This is a genomic window from Streptomyces sp. NBC_00057, from assembly GCF_045041165.1.
GTDB lineage: Bacteria > Actinomycetota > Actinomycetes > Streptomycetales > Streptomycetaceae > Streptomyces.
Genome location: NZ_CP108256.1, coordinates 1768957 through 1782184 on the forward strand (window position 1 = coordinate 1768957; position 13228 = coordinate 1782184).

The following is a 13228-nucleotide window of genomic DNA, read 5'->3' on the forward strand; positions in this document are numbered from 1 at the left end:
GGAGTGTCCGTCCAGGGTGGGGAGTTCACGTCGTGCCACAGCTCGCGTTCGCCAACACCTTCCGGGAGAGCTACGACGTGCTGGAGAAGCCCGTCAAGGCCGGCGTACGCAAGGCGACGGCGAAGGTCCAGCAGCTGACCGTCGCTGAGCTGCACGCGGACGAGGACTGCAGCTGGAGTCCTTGGACCGGGCGCGCCCCCCGCATGCGAACCATCCGGCCGCACGCACGACGTGGGCCGCGTCCGCCCGCTCGAGCGTGAGCTCCTCGAAGTACGCCGCGCTTGAGGCGGAATCACCTCGGCAGCGGCCAGGGCCTGGGGCGGGCTTCCAAACGCCCTCGTTGAAATCGCTCCGGTCGTACGCCCGCCCCTCCTCCTCCCCAGGCCCACAACGACCGGTGGCACACTGGCGACCTGCTGTCCGAAGGAGCTCGATGTGCCGGTGATCCGCATTCTCCGACGTGCGGTGCGCCGCGCCTACCGCCGGAAGGTCGACCTGAGCCACCCGGCCCGCTCTCCGCTGGGCAGCGCGGTGGTCAACTGCGTGATCTACGAAGACGGCGTACGGCAGCCCGCTGCCTGCTCGACGGACGAAGCTCTGCGGCGGGTCCGCAAGTCCGGCCGCGGCTTCGTGTGGATCGGGCTGCACAAGCCCTCCGAGACAGAATTCGCGGGTATCGCCGAGCTGTTCGGCCTGCATCCGCTGGCAGTCGAGGACGCGGTGCACGCCCACCAGCGGCCGAAGGTGGAGCGGTACGACGAGACGCTGTTCGCCGTCTTCAAGACCTGCCGCTATGTCGAGCACGGGGAGCTCACCGCCACCAGCGAGGTGGTGGACACCGGCGAGCTGATGATTTTCACCGGTGCCGACTTCGTGATCACCGTCCGGCACAGCGCGCACGGTTCGCTGGGTCCGCTCCGCGAGGCGTTGGAGGCTGCCCCCGCGCAGCTGGCCAAGGGGCCCGCAGCCGTACTGCACGCCATAGCCGACCATGTGGTCGACGACTACCTGGCTGTGGCGGACTCCCTGCAGATCGACATCGACGCCGTCGAGACCGACGTCTTCAGTGGGCACGCCGCTCGTGGTGACGCGGGCCGGATCTACCAGCTCAAGCGCGAACTGCTGGAGCTCAAGCGTGCGGTGGCACCACTGGACCGACCACTGCAGGCCTTGGTCACCCGGCCCATGCCGCCGGTCGGTCCGGACATCCAGCCGTACTTCCGTGACGTCGCCGACCACCTGGCTCGCGTCATCGAGCAGATCACGTCGTTCGACGCCCTGCTCGATTCGATCCTCCAGGCCCACCTCGCCCAGGTGACCGTCGCCCAGAACGAGGACATGCGCAAGATCACGGCATGGGCGGCGATCATCGCCGTACCGACGATGGTCTGCGGCGTGTACGGCATGAACTTCGACCACATGCCGGAGCTGCGCTGGACCTACGGGTATCCCCTCGCCCTCGGAGTCATGGCTACCGCCTGCCTCGTCATCCACCGAAGCTTCCGCCGAGCCGGCTGGCTCTGACCGACGTCCCTCCGGACCTGCTCCGGCCAGGCCGTAACACCTCGCGCGGAAGGGCTGCACTCTCAGCGGCTTTTCCTTCAACACCGATGTGACTGAGCGCCAGGGCTGCGTCGATGGCGCGGGCGAGGCGTGGGGTGGCGATGACCACGGCCCGACATCACTGATGGAGGCCGTGGAAGGATCCGTCGGCATGAGGATTGAACAAGCGGATGGGCCCGTCGCCCTGGTCAGCGGGTCCACGTCGGGGATCGGGGAGGCCGTTGCGCGGAGGCTGGCGGCGGACGGGATGCGGGTCGTCGTGCACTCGCGGCGCAGTGCGGAGGCCGGGGAGGCGCTGGCGGCGGAGCTCGGCGGGGCGTATGTACGGGCGGATCTGGCGGTGGAGGAGGAGGCCCGGGGACTGGTCGAGGCGGCACTCGGCCGGTACGGGCGGCTGGATGTGCTGGTGAACAACGCGGGCATCAGCTGGCCGATCCCGCACGACGACCTGGCCGCTGCGACGCCGGCGGACTGGCGGCAGCTGCTGGAAGTCAACCTGATCGCACCATGGGTGCTGTGCACGGAGGCACTTCCGGCGCTGCGCCAATCCCCCGCAGGCGGCAGCATCGTGAACATCACCAGCCATGCCGGCGTGCGCCCCAAGGGCTCGTCGGTGCCGTACGCAGCGAGCAAGGCCGCGCTGAATCACGTGACCCGGCTGCTCGCGGCTGCGCTCGGGCCGGATGTGCGGGTCAACGCGGTCGCTCCGGGGCTGGTGGACACACCGATGACGAAGGACTGGGCTCAGGCGCACGAGTTGTGGCGGGATCGCGCGCCCATGCGTCGCCCGGCTCAGCCCGCCGACGTGGCCGACCTGGTGGCGTCGGTGATCGCCAGCACCTATCTCACCGGCGAGGTCATCGTGCTCGACGGAGGACTGAACCTGACCTGAGCCGGCCGGAGGGCTACGCCACTGCCGGCGAACTACCCTGCCGGCCAACTACCGGGCACAAGTTGGCCGACTGGAGCGCTCGGTCACAGCCGAATGAGCAGCCTAGCGGTCAATGCGCTCGGACAACTGCCGGAGCGCTGTCGCCCCGCACAGCAGCGTCCCTCGCCGTCAGCACCACGTGCAGCGGGACGGCGAGCGCCACCCACAGGAGGACGCGCAGAGCACGGTCCGTCCGGAAAAAGAAGGCTGGGAGGACAGGGAGGAAGAAGGCGTGATCAATTCCTGGAAAGGGGCAACCGGTCCGTCCTTGACGACCCTCTGACGAGAGGGCCGGCCCGGGGCGGCGAGCCGAGCAGGCCATCGCGCCGGACGGCATTGCCTCACCGCTGCGGAACCGGTTCCCCCGCCCGGCCGACCCGAAGAGGCTCAAGTCTCCCGGTGCGCGTCAAGCCGGCGATCGCTGCGGCGCACACGACGCCCACGAGGCACAACACGAGCCAGGGCAAACGCGGTTGCTCAGTGGAGGCATCCCACACGGCGCCGGTCGCAAGGTTCCCGACGGTGATCCCGACGCCCGAGATGGTGTTGTACAGGCCGTAGTGGGTGGCGACCAGCCGCTCGCCGGAGAACGCGACGACGGCGTCCATCTCGAACGGATACACCAGGGCCGTACCGAGGGCGAGCAGAGCGGCCGCAAGGAACAGCGGTGCCAGGGCCACCGCCCGGATCAGCAGTCCCTCGCCCCGGGGCGGTGCGCCCGCGACAAAGAGCGGTGCGAAGGCGCCGCCCATCAGCGTCAAGCCGTAGACGACGGACCTGCCCGGAGACCAACGCGCCCGCGCCCAGGCGGTGATGCGCAGCTGTCCGGCCGCGGCAACACCCGCCGATACGGCGAAGAGCGCCGTGGTGACGCCGTCCCCGCTCCCCGGGGCCACCCGCTGCGCCTGCAACGGCAGCGCCAGGTAGACCTGGAAGGACAGGACGTACGAGCCGATCATTGCTGCGGAGAAGAGCAGGAAGGGGCGGTTGGACACCACAGTGCGCCAGTCGGCGAGCACTCCTTGGCGCCGCTCCTGCGCAGCCGGCGGGCGCCCGCGGTCGGGCAGGACCTTGACCTGTACGAGGGTGAGTCCGAGGAAGAGCAGTGCCGCCACCGCGCACACCAGCCGGAAATTCAGTGCGATCAGGGCAAGACCGATCAAGGGGCCGGCGAACATGCCCACTTGGTAGAAGACGTTGAACATCGCGAACGCCTCCACCCGTCGCTCCCCCGCTTCCCGTGCGAGCAAGGCCCGCACAGCCGGGTTGAACAACGCCCCCGCGAAGCCCGTCAGCGCCGACGCGACGATCAGCGCGGGCAGCGAGTCGACGAAGCCGAGCAGTCCGAAGCCGACGGTCCGCAGCACGCATCCGGCGAGCATCACGTTCTTGCAGCCGAGCCGGTCCGCGAGCGTGCCGCCGATGAGGAACATGCCCTGTTGGCTGAAGTTCCTTACGCCGAGCACGAGTCCGACCGCCCAGGCTGCCATGCCCAGGCCACCCGAGAGATGGATCGCGAGATAGGGCATGAGCATGTAGAACGCCGTGTTGATGGTGAACTGCTGGACCATCAGCAGCCGTACGGCACCGTCGAAGGACCGGAACTGCCGGGCGAACTCCCTCATCGTGTGGCCTCCTCGTCGGCGCGGGGCGCGGTGATGTTCACACAGCGCGTCCAGCGCTCCACGACGCGCTCGCCGGGATGGGCGATCTCATCGGGGTCCTCAGCGGGCCGACGTGAGAGGAGGTCGTGCGTGCGGCAGTAGTCGTCGCTGTAGACCGTGTCCCAGTAGCGGTGGACTCCGTCGGGGAAGATCGCCGCGATGCGGGTACCCGGGGTGTGGGTGCGGGCGAGCCAGCCGGCCACCAGCGCAACGGCGCCGACGCTCCAGCCGCCGCTCACACAGTGGTGCCTCGCCAGTTGTCGGGCCGCCCGGACCGCCTCGTCCGGTGCGACCCAATGGGCCTCGTCGAAGGCGGCGTGGTCGACGTTGCGCGGGTAGATGCTGCTGCCCAGGCCCCGCATCAGGCGGACACCGGCGGGCTGGCCGAAGATGGTGGAGCGCACCGAGTCGACGCCGACCAGCCGCACGCCCGGCGAGATCGCGCGCAGGGCACGGGCGGTCCCGGCCGAGTGCCCGCCCGTTCCGACGGCGGCTACCAGCACGTCCACCCGGCCGAGCTGTACGGCGAGTTCGAGGGCAAGATTCGCGTACGCCGCCGGGTTGTCCGGGTTGTGGTACTGGTCGGGGCACCAGGAGCCCGGATGCGCGGCGAGCAGGGAGCGGACGCGTTCCCTGCGCGCCTGCTGCCAGCCGCCGGCCGGACTCGGTTCTGCCACCACCTCCACCCGGGCTCCGAGGGCGCGGAGCTGGTGGACCATGAGCGGTTCCATGCCGGGGTCGGTGACCAGAGTGACCGGATGGCCGTAGGTGATGCCCGCGAGCGCGAGACCGAGTCCGAGCGTCCCGCTGGTGGACTCGATGACGGGCGCTTCGGGCCGGAGCTCTCCCCGGGCCCGGGCAGCCGCAACCATGTGAAGGGCCGGGCGGTCCTTGATGCCGCCGGGATTGGCGCCCTCCAACTTGGCCCAGAAGCCTCGGTCTGCGGGAGTGAAAGGGCTTCCGACCCAGAGGACCGGGGTGTTGCCCACCATGCCGGCGGGGGTGCGGCGGGCCGCGCCTGCCGGTTCGGGGAGTTCGTGTGCCGCCACGAAGGCGTGCACGTCGTCGGTGGAAATGCTGCGCATGGCAGCGGTCATGGCAACCTGGTCTTTCCACGGCCGCGAACCGGTCGGGGCCGTCGCATGAGAGCGGTACGGGTACGGGCGGCTCGTGCGGGCGGTCGCGGGAGCGGCCGGGCGCACCGAGCCGTGTCACGTACGGCTGACGCAGACCAGTTGCAGCAGAGAGAATCCCATGGGGCATGGCGTCCCGTCGGCTGCGAGACCGACGGGACGGCGCCGCGACAGGCTCAAAAGGCCCGCCTCCATGAGTCCCCACGCTGCCAGGGTGACCAGCAGCGCCGCCAGAAGGGGGAGCCCCGAGCGCGTCGGCGCCTCGACCAGGAGCACCGCCGAATCACAGCATCCGCCGGGAGCCGCTGGATGATGCCCGGTCTCGGACACGTCGCGGTCGGTGGTTTCCGCCGTGTCCAGCACGGGCCCCATGTCCCGCACGTGGGGGTCGGCTGCGGGCAGCGGACCGCTGAGGAGCGACACGTGGTGTCCGTCCTGCGCCTGCACACCACATGTCAGCACGTGGGCCACGGCGGCGATCGCCAGGCTCAGGAGCAGGGTGATGACGAGGCGGCGAACACCCGGCCCCGGGGCAATAACGGACGGCACGCCCCCGACCGTATCGCCGAACAGGAAGCGATGCGCATTTATGGGGAGGTAAGGGTGAAATACCTCATCGAGACGGTATGAGCAATGCGAATCTGCTAAGGAACTCAGCCGGTGAGCCCAGCGGTGCGCTCCGCGGGCGTCTTCCTCGGCGGGGCCATCACCCAATACGCCAGCCGTCCCTGGGCGTGTACGACGCGACCAGGGCGGTGACGGTCACCAGACTGCGATCGCGCGGGGACAGGCCCTCCCGCTCCCATACGTCGCGGAAAAGTCCCTCGTCGCGACAGGGTGGCCACCGCTCGGCGCGGGCAACGTGGTCCTGGACGGCACGTCCAGCACTGCGGATGTGCGGATTAAACCGTACGGCGGCGGGGTTGTTCCTGATCGGAGCCGATTCGTGGACATGAGAGTCGGGCGGAACTGGTGGAGGCATGACTGTGCACGGTGAGTACAAGGTCCCCGGCGGCAAGCTCGTCGTGGTGGATCTCGATGTCGAGGGCGGGGCACTGCGCAACGTGCGGGTGGCCGGGGACTTCTTCCTGGAGCCGGACGAGGCGATCCTCACGATCGACGCGGCGCTGGAGGGCGCCCCTGCCAACGCCGACACCGCCGGTCTCGCCGCCCGGATCGACGCCGCGCTTCCCGCCTCGACCGTGATGCTCGGCCTCACCTCCGAGGGCGTCGCCGTCGCCGTACGCCGGGCCCTCGCGCACGCCACCGAGTGGAGCGACTACGACTGGCAGCTCATCCACGAGGCCCCGCAGTCCCCCGCACTCCACATGGCCCTCGACGAGGTCATCACCGCCGAGGTAGCCGCGGGCCGACGTCCGCCGACGCTCCGGGTGTGGGAGTGGGCCGCGCCCGCCGTGATCATCGGCAGCTTCCAGTCCCTGCGCAACGAGGTCGACCCGGCAGGCGCCGAACGCCACGGCATCACGGTCGTCCGCCGCGTATCCGGTGGTGGGGCCATGTTCGTGGAGCCCGGCAACACCATCACGTACTCACTCTCCGTCCCGGACTCCCTCGTCTCCGGCCTCTCGTTCGCCGACAGCTACGCCTATCTCGACGACTGGGTACTCGGTGCGCTCGGCGACATGGGTATCAAAGCCTGGTACCAGCCCCTCAACGACATCGCGACCGACATCGGGAAGATCGCCGGAGCCGCCCAGAAGCGCATCGTGGGCCCCGACGGCGGACCCGGCGCCGTGCTGCACCACGTGACGATGTCCTACGACATCGACGCCGACAAGATGCTCGATGTCCTGCGCATCGGCAAGGAAAAGATGTCCGACAAGGGCACCAGGAGCGCCAAGAAGCGCGTCGACCCGCTCCGTCGGCAGACCGGTCTCCCGCGCCAGACCGTCATCGACAACATGATCGAATCCTTTCGAAAGCGCCACGGCCTCACCCCTGGCAAGGTCACCCCTGAGGAGATGGCCCGGGCCGAGGAACTCGTACGCACCAAATTCGGTACATCCGAGTGGACGGCCCGGGTGCCGTAGCCCCCTGGGACTGTCGAGGGGCATCCGTGTGCTGCAGAGCCGGTGCCGTAAACGGCTTCCCCGGGGAACGTCCTCACGTTCCCGTCGTCGGCAGTTCCTGCTCGGTCCAGATGATCTTGCCTTCGGGCGTGTAGCGGGTACCCCAGCGGCGGGTGAGCTGGGCTACGAGGAAGAGGCCGCGACCGCCCTCGTCCGTGGTCCTGGCGTGGCGCAGCCGGGGTGAGGTGCTGCTGGCGTCGGAGACCTCGCAGATCAGGACGGACTGGCGCAGCAGCCGCAGCCGGATCGGGCCGGTGGCGTGGCGCAGCGCGTTGGTGACCAGCTCGCTGACGATCAGCTCGGTCGTCATCTGCAGCTCTTCCAGGCCCCAGGTCCTCAGCAGTCGGGCCGTCCGGGCCCGGACGCCCGCGACGGCTGCCGGGTCGGCGGGTACGTCCCATGAGACGACGTGGTCGGCGCTCAGTTCGTGGGTGCGGGCGAGCAGCAGGGCGACGTCGTCGGGCTGCGGCACGGGAAGCAGTTGCTCCACGACCGTCGCGCACAGTGTGTCGAGCGGAAGTCCGCGCTGGGCCAGGGCACCGCCGAGGCGGGACATCCCGAGTTCGGCGTCCCGGTCCCTGCCTTCGATGAGACCGTTGGTGTAGAGGGCGATCAGGCTGCCTTCCGGCAGCTCGATCTCCGCTGTCTCGAAGGGCAGCCCGCCCAGGCCCAGCGGGGGGCCTGCGGGCAGTTCGGGGAAGTTGACGCGCCCGTCCGGGGAGATGACGACGGGGGGCGGGTGGCCGGCGCGCGCCATCGTGCAGAGCTGGGTGACCGGGTCGTAGACGGCGTACAGGCAGGTGGCGCCCAGCACGGTCGTGCCGCTTGACTCACCCTCGGGTTCCGCATCGCTCAGGCGGATCACGAGGTCGTCGAGGTGGGCCAGCAGCTCGTCGGGGGGAAGGTCCATGTCGGCGAGGGTGTGCACCGCGGTGCGGAGCCGGCCCATGGTCGCTGCGGCGCTGATGCCGTGTCCGACGACATCGCCGACGACCAGGGCGACCCGGGCGCTGGACAGCGGGATCACATCGAACCAGTCGCCCCCGACACCGTCCTTGGCGTCCGCCGGGAGGTACGAGGAGGCCACGTCCAGGGCCATCCCTCCGGGCAGCATGTGCGGGAGCAGGCTGCGCTGCAGCGTGAGCGCAGCGGCGTGCTCGCGGGTGTAGCGGCGGGCGTTGTCCACGCACACCGCCGCCCGTGCCACCAGTTCGCGGGCCGGCAGCACGTCGTCCGGCTCAAAAGGGACCTGATTCACCGATCGCACGAAGGTGGTCAGGCCGAGCACCGTGTCCCGGGCCCGCATGGGAACTGCGATGAGGGAGTGGAGACCGAACTCGCGGCTGGTCGCTTCCCTCGCGGGCTGTTCGACCGCCCACAGATGCCTGACGGCGTCGAGGGCCGGGATCAGAATGGGTTCGCCGTCCCTGAGGAACCGGGCGTCGTGGGGCGGGGGCAAGGAATCCACCCGGTCCCCGACCCGGTGGACCGCCTCGGGGCAGCCCTCCCGCACCGAGCTCATCCCTGCGCGGCGCATCCTCGGCCGGGACGACGCGCTACCGGCACCGGGGCGGACAGCTCCCGTACCGGAAGGCCCCGCATCGAAATGCGCTGTGTCCGAGAGCCATGGGCCGGGCTCCTCGGGGCTGGCGACCGGCTCCAGCAGGTCGACGGTGACGAAGTCGGCGAACCGCGGCACCGCGAAGTCGGCCAGCTCCTGAGCCGTGCGCATCACGTCCAGGGTGGAGCCGATGCTGGCTCCGGCGTCGTTGACCAGGGCCAGGCGCTGCTGGGCCTTCCACCGGTCGGTGACGTCCAGGACCATGTAGCAGATGCCGGTGACGGTGCCGTCGCCGTCGGTCAGGGGGAAGAACGACGTGGAGTAGGCGCGCTCACGGTGCGGATCGGCCCAGCTCCAGCCCCGGTACTCGAAGTCGATGACGGGGACCCCGGTGTCCAGCACACGGCGCATCAGGGGTTCTATGGCGTCGGTCTCCAGTCCCGGGAGCACTTCGCTCATCCGGCGGCCCACGCGCTGCTCACGCGGGACGCCGCCGATGCGTTCCAGGGTTTCGTTCATCCAGACGTAGCGCAGTTGCGGGCTCATCACCGCCATACCGATCGGCGAGCTGGTCAGGAAGGCGTCGAGCACCGACTGCCCGAGCGTCCACGCCGGTCGCCGTTCGCGTGCGGAGACCAGGAAGCACTCCCGGCCGTCCAGGTGGAACGAGGCCGAGATCCGCAGATCCACTTCGATCCGCCGGCCGTCGCGCTGCCGCACGTCGGCGACACCGCTCCACCCCACACCCGCACGGCACCGCTCGGCGATCCTCGCCACCCTCACCGGGTCCTCGGGCATCGCGAGGAGAAAGCCGGCGGACCGCCCGACCACCTCGGCGGCACGGTACCCCAGCAGGTCCTGTGCGCTGTGCGTCCAGCCGATGACCGTTCCGGTAGCGGCGACCACCGCGGTCGCGTCGTTCGCCGTGTCGATGGAGTGCTGAGGGGTCCTGGGCTGCGACGGTTCGGCTCCGGGCGCCGACGGCGGGCCTTGCGACGCCATACTGGTCACCACCCATCCACTCCGTTCCAGTCCATGATCCCGCCTACGGCGCTCCGGTGCGAACGTCCGCCGGCGTGGACCGGGCGGGCGGGGTTACCGTCGCCGCGCCTTCAGGGGCGGGGTTTCCGGGGTGCGACGAGGCCCGATTCGTAGGCGAAGACGACGAGCTGCGCCCGGTCGCGGGCCCCGGAGGGTGTGCTGATGCGGGCGGGGCGTGGGTGGTCAGCGCCCACCGCCCGGTCTGGCCGAGGTGGAAGGGGCGGGGGGCCGGTGCTCGTACCAGCGGCGGTCGGCCTCCAGCTGGGCGGCGAGGGAGATCAGCCGTTCCTCGCTGCGGGAGGGGCCCAGCAGCTGGGCGCCGACGGGCAGCCCGTCGGAGGTGAACCCGGCCGGTACGTTGATGCCGGGCCAGCCCAGTACGTTCCAGGGCCAGGCGTACGGGCAGGCCTCGGCCATCGTCACATCGGTGCGCCAGGCGCTCAGCCCGTCGAACCTGCCGATCGGGGGCGGTGGCAGGGCCGTCGTCGGGGTGAGCAGTACGTCGTACCCGGTGCCGGCCCGGGACGTGTGGAAGAACGCGCCGATCCTGCGGTGCTGACGCACCTCCCGCTCCCTGGCCGCGCGCACCACCCGGCCTCCCAGCCGGGTTCCGGTGCGCAGGGCACTGCGGGTGCGCGGGTCGAGGAGGGCGGGGTCGGGGTGGCGGGCGGCGAGTTCGGCGATCCCGGCGGTGGCGCGGGGGACGAAGCCGAGGCCGATCAGTCCGTAGCGGGGCCTGGCCTCCTCGACGTCGTGGCCGAGGCGGGCGAGGGCCTCGGCCAGTGCTGCGACGGCCCGCCGCACATCGGGGTGGGGTGTGGAGCCGGTGAGGGTGAGCGGGGGGCGCCAGGCGACGGCGATGCGCAGTCTGCCCGGGTCGCGGCAGGCGGCGGCCGATGCCTCGACGGGGGGCGGGCGGTGCGGGTCGTCGGGGTGGGGTCCGGCGACCGCGTCGAGCAGCAGGGCGGCGTCGGCGACGGTCCTGGCCAGGGGGCCGTTGACGGTCAGGCCCTGAAAGGCGTCGCTGTGTGGGTGGACGGAGATCCGGCCGCGCTGCGGTTTGATGCCGACGAGATGGGTCCAGGCTGCGGGGATACGGACGGACCCCGCGCCGTCCGAGCCGAGCGCGGCGGGTACGAGCCCGGCGGCGACGGCCGCCGCCGAACCACCGGACGAGCCGCCGGGGGTGTGTCCGGTGTTCCAGGGGTTACGGGTGGCGCCGAAGGCCGGGCCCTCGGTGAACGGCCACTGGCCCAGCTCGCAGGAATTGGTCTTCCCGACGATCACGGCCCCGGCCGCCCGCAGCCTGCGTACGGCCTCGCTGTCGACGGTGGCGGCGGGCAGATCGCCGTCGCAGCCGAAGTAGGTCGGCATCCCGACGACATCGGTGTCGTCCTTGACGGCGACCGGGACCCCGAGCAGGGGCAGCCGCTCCCCCGCGGCGAGCCGGCGGTCGGCCTCGGCGGCCTCGGCGAGTGCGGCCTCGGCCCGCAGGTGCCTGAACGCGTTGAGGGTGCCCTGGCTCGCTTCGATACGGCTCAGGGCGGCGGACACCTGCTCGGTCGAGGTGGTACGGCCTTCGGCCAGCTCCAGTGCGCTGTCGGCCAGTCCGGTCGGGCCGGCCGGTTCGGTGGTTTCGACGGCTTCCGTTGAGGACATGGGCTGCCTGCCTTCCTCGTATCGGCAGGTGCGCGCCCGCACCTGTACGCCCCAACGAACTTACCGGAGGGTAACGAGTAGTGGGCGGTCCGCTCAACCGTTCGGCGGAGAGCGGCCGGAGGCTGTCAGTGCCGCTTGCTACGTGCACTGACGGAAGTGGACAGCAAATGTACTGCTGGGGGGCGTGTGAAAGCGGGGTTCGAGGGAGAGTTCGAGACGCATCTGGCGGTGCGGTTCGATCCACGCCCCGGTACGGGCGGCGGCGAGGCGGACGAGAGTGCCCGTCCGGAGCGCTGGGCGGAGCGCAACGGCCTGAAGCTCACCCGCATCGTCCTGGACCGCGGCGCCGTGCCGGACCAGCCCATGCTGACCGAACAGGGCCGTGGTTCGCTCACGGGGCGGCGGTCCGCGGCCCGGCTCCGGTCGGCCGAGCGGCGCGCGGCGGGTTTCCCCGTCGTACGGGTGAAGATCGAGGCCGCTCCGTGGAACGAGGACATACCGCGGACGGCCGACGAGGCGGCCGCGCTGTCCCCCCTCTGCCATTTCGAGCACCACATCAAGCTGCTGCTCTCCGGTGAGCCGGAGCTCGCCGTCGCACGAGCCGTGGCCGAGCGGCACAGCGCTCACCTCTCACGCAATGCCCGCCGCGCTGTCCGGGAGGGACGTCACGAGCGGTTCGTCACCCAGCGCTGCCGCGCGGTCGGCCGGCCTCGGGCCCGCGCCCGGCTCGACGCGCTCCTCGGCGCGCTGGGCGCCGCCGGGCTCGAAGTACTGGAGGCCGAGGAGGAGTTCGTGGTGCACGACGATCATCCGGTGGTGGACGCCGGCTGGATCGACGAGCGGACCGGGGCGCCCGTATGAGCATGAGGACCGGCCGTTTCCCGGGGAGCCGGTGTTCGACGACCCGTCCCTGGCACCGCGCCGGCGGGCCGCCCGGCGCAGCGTCCAGGACCATCTGCTGCGCGTGATCGCCGAGTCGCCCTGGTGCGACCGCCTGATCCTGCGGGGGCAGCCTCCCGCTCCAGGCCTGGGTGGGCGCTGCCGCCCGGGAGCCGGGCGATCTGGACCGGATCGTCCTGGAGCCGTCGGCGGACAGATTCACCGACCGCCTCAATCCCTGCCCGTACATAGCCGGGACCGATGTCGTCCGGCAGTGGCCAGAGACCGCGCACGGCGCGGCGGCCCCCGAGCTGTGGACGGACGGCGAGTGCCATGCCACCGGCGGCACGCGGTGCTGCTCGCGGAGCACCCGTCGACCCGGCTGTCGCCCCGCCTGTCGCGCACCGTGCTCGGCTCGCACGCGGAGGGGATCACGCCTGGAACGGTGCTGGACCGGCCGATGGACTGGGCCGCGTCCCACGCCGTCCATCCGTGGGTGGACAGCGATCCGGGCCGGCTGCGGGAGCGGGTGGCAAGTGCGGTTCCACGACTGCCGGCGCGGAGCGCCCGGCCTCGATGGGAACAGGACCGGCCACCGGGGCCGGTGGCCGGTCCGGCGGCTCCCTCCGTCGCGCGACCCGCCCCGCTCCGACGTACGCTCAAGAGGACCGGATCGCACACCTGAACAGGCCCGACGGGCCCTTCGA

At 71.0% G+C, this 13228-nt stretch carries 10 protein-coding genes and 3 pseudogenes; 6 read left to right on the plus strand and 7 right to left on the minus strand.

The features are described from left to right. Positions 1–32 precede the first annotated feature (32 nt). From OG953_RS08330 to OG953_RS08340, 3 genes and pseudogenes are all read left to right on the plus strand, one after another. A pseudogene (locus OG953_RS08330) lies at positions 33–218 on the plus strand (hypothetical protein); the annotation flags it as partial. A 223-nt stretch (positions 219–441) separates the two neighbouring features. Further along, complete coding sequence (locus OG953_RS08335; protein WP_405683287.1) at positions 442–1524, plus strand: magnesium and cobalt transport protein CorA; 1083 nt, start codon at positions 442–444, stop codon at positions 1522–1524. Between the two features lie 190 nt (positions 1525–1714). Continuing rightward, complete coding sequence (locus tag OG953_RS08340; RefSeq protein ID WP_405683288.1) at positions 1715–2455, plus strand: SDR family NAD(P)-dependent oxidoreductase; 741 nt, start codon at positions 1715–1717, stop codon at positions 2453–2455. Positions 2456–2835: 380 nt separating this feature from the next. Here OG953_RS08340 and OG953_RS08345 read toward each other — a convergent pair whose 3' ends face one another. From OG953_RS08345 to OG953_RS08360, 4 genes and pseudogenes are all read right to left on the minus strand, one after another. Further along, positions 2836–4119, minus strand: a complete 1284-nt coding sequence (locus OG953_RS08345; protein ID WP_405683289.1) for an MFS transporter — start codon at positions 4117–4119, stop codon at positions 2836–2838. Further along, positions 4116–5243 (minus strand): PLP-dependent cysteine synthase family protein, encoded by a 1128-nt coding sequence (locus tag OG953_RS08350; RefSeq protein WP_405683290.1) that lies wholly within the window; start codon positions 5241–5243, stop codon positions 4116–4118. The genes OG953_RS08345 and OG953_RS08350 overlap by 4 nt, the downstream gene beginning before the upstream one ends. A gap of 126 nt (positions 5244–5369) precedes the next feature. Next, positions 5370–5840, minus strand: a complete 471-nt coding sequence (locus tag OG953_RS08355; protein ID WP_405683291.1) for a hypothetical protein — start codon at positions 5838–5840, stop codon at positions 5370–5372. A 187-nt stretch (positions 5841–6027) separates the two neighbouring features. After that, a pseudogene (locus OG953_RS08360) lies at positions 6028–6120 on the minus strand (carboxymuconolactone decarboxylase family protein); the annotation flags it as partial. 157 nt (positions 6121–6277) lie between these two features. On the opposite strand from OG953_RS08360, the gene OG953_RS08365 reads away from it, so the two are divergent. Then, positions 6278–7342, plus strand: a complete 1065-nt coding sequence (locus tag OG953_RS08365) for a biotin/lipoate A/B protein ligase family protein (RefSeq protein ID WP_405691726.1) — start codon at positions 6278–6280, stop codon at positions 7340–7342. Positions 7343–7415: 73 nt separating this feature from the next. Here OG953_RS08365 and OG953_RS08370 read toward each other — a convergent pair whose 3' ends face one another. From OG953_RS08370 to OG953_RS08380, 3 genes and pseudogenes are all read right to left on the minus strand, one after another. Continuing rightward, entirely contained in the window at positions 7416–9944 is a 2529-nt protein-coding gene (locus OG953_RS08370) for a SpoIIE family protein phosphatase (RefSeq protein WP_405691728.1), read from the minus strand. Between the two features lie 110 nt (positions 9945–10054). After that, positions 10055–10141: pseudogene (locus tag OG953_RS08375) on the minus strand (DNA-binding response regulator); the annotation flags it as partial. Between the two features lie 25 nt (positions 10142–10166). Beyond that, on the minus strand, positions 10167–11642 hold the full coding sequence (locus tag OG953_RS08380) for an amidase (RefSeq protein WP_405683292.1): 1476 nt from the start codon (positions 11640–11642) through the stop codon (positions 10167–10169). Between the two features lie 186 nt (positions 11643–11828). On the opposite strand from OG953_RS08380, the gene OG953_RS08385 reads away from it, so the two are divergent. Beyond that, positions 11829–12503 carry a hypothetical protein gene (locus OG953_RS08385; protein WP_405683293.1) on the plus strand — a complete coding sequence of 225 codons (675 nt, stop codon included), beginning with the start codon at positions 11829–11831 and terminating at the stop codon, positions 12501–12503. Between the two features lie 346 nt (positions 12504–12849). Next, positions 12850–13206: a hypothetical protein gene (locus tag OG953_RS08390; RefSeq protein WP_405683294.1), complete on the plus strand. Its 357-nt coding sequence runs from the start codon at positions 12850–12852 to the stop codon at positions 13204–13206. Positions 13207–13228: the final 22 nt, after the last annotated feature.

What these genes read in the sequence shown, in the direction of transcription:
- OG953_RS08340 (WP_405683288.1), top strand. Translation starts at nt 1,715, where the DNA reads ATGAGGATTGAACAAGCGGATGGGCCCGTCGCCCTGGTCAGCGGGTCC.
- OG953_RS08345 (WP_405683289.1), bottom strand. Translation starts at nt 4,119, where the DNA reads ATGAGGGAGTTCGCCCGGCAGTTCCGGTCCTTCGACGGTGCCGTACGG.
- OG953_RS08350 (WP_405683290.1), bottom strand. Translation starts at nt 5,243, where the DNA reads ATGCGCAGCATTTCCACCGACGACGTGCACGCCTTCGTGGCGGCACAC.
- OG953_RS08370 (WP_405691728.1), bottom strand. Translation starts at nt 9,944, where the DNA reads ATGGCGTCGCAAGGCCCGCCGTCGGCGCCCGGAGCCGAACCGTCGCAG.
- OG953_RS08380 (WP_405683292.1), bottom strand. Translation starts at nt 11,642, where the DNA reads ATGTCCTCAACGGAAGCCGTCGAAACCACCGAACCGGCCGGCCCGACC.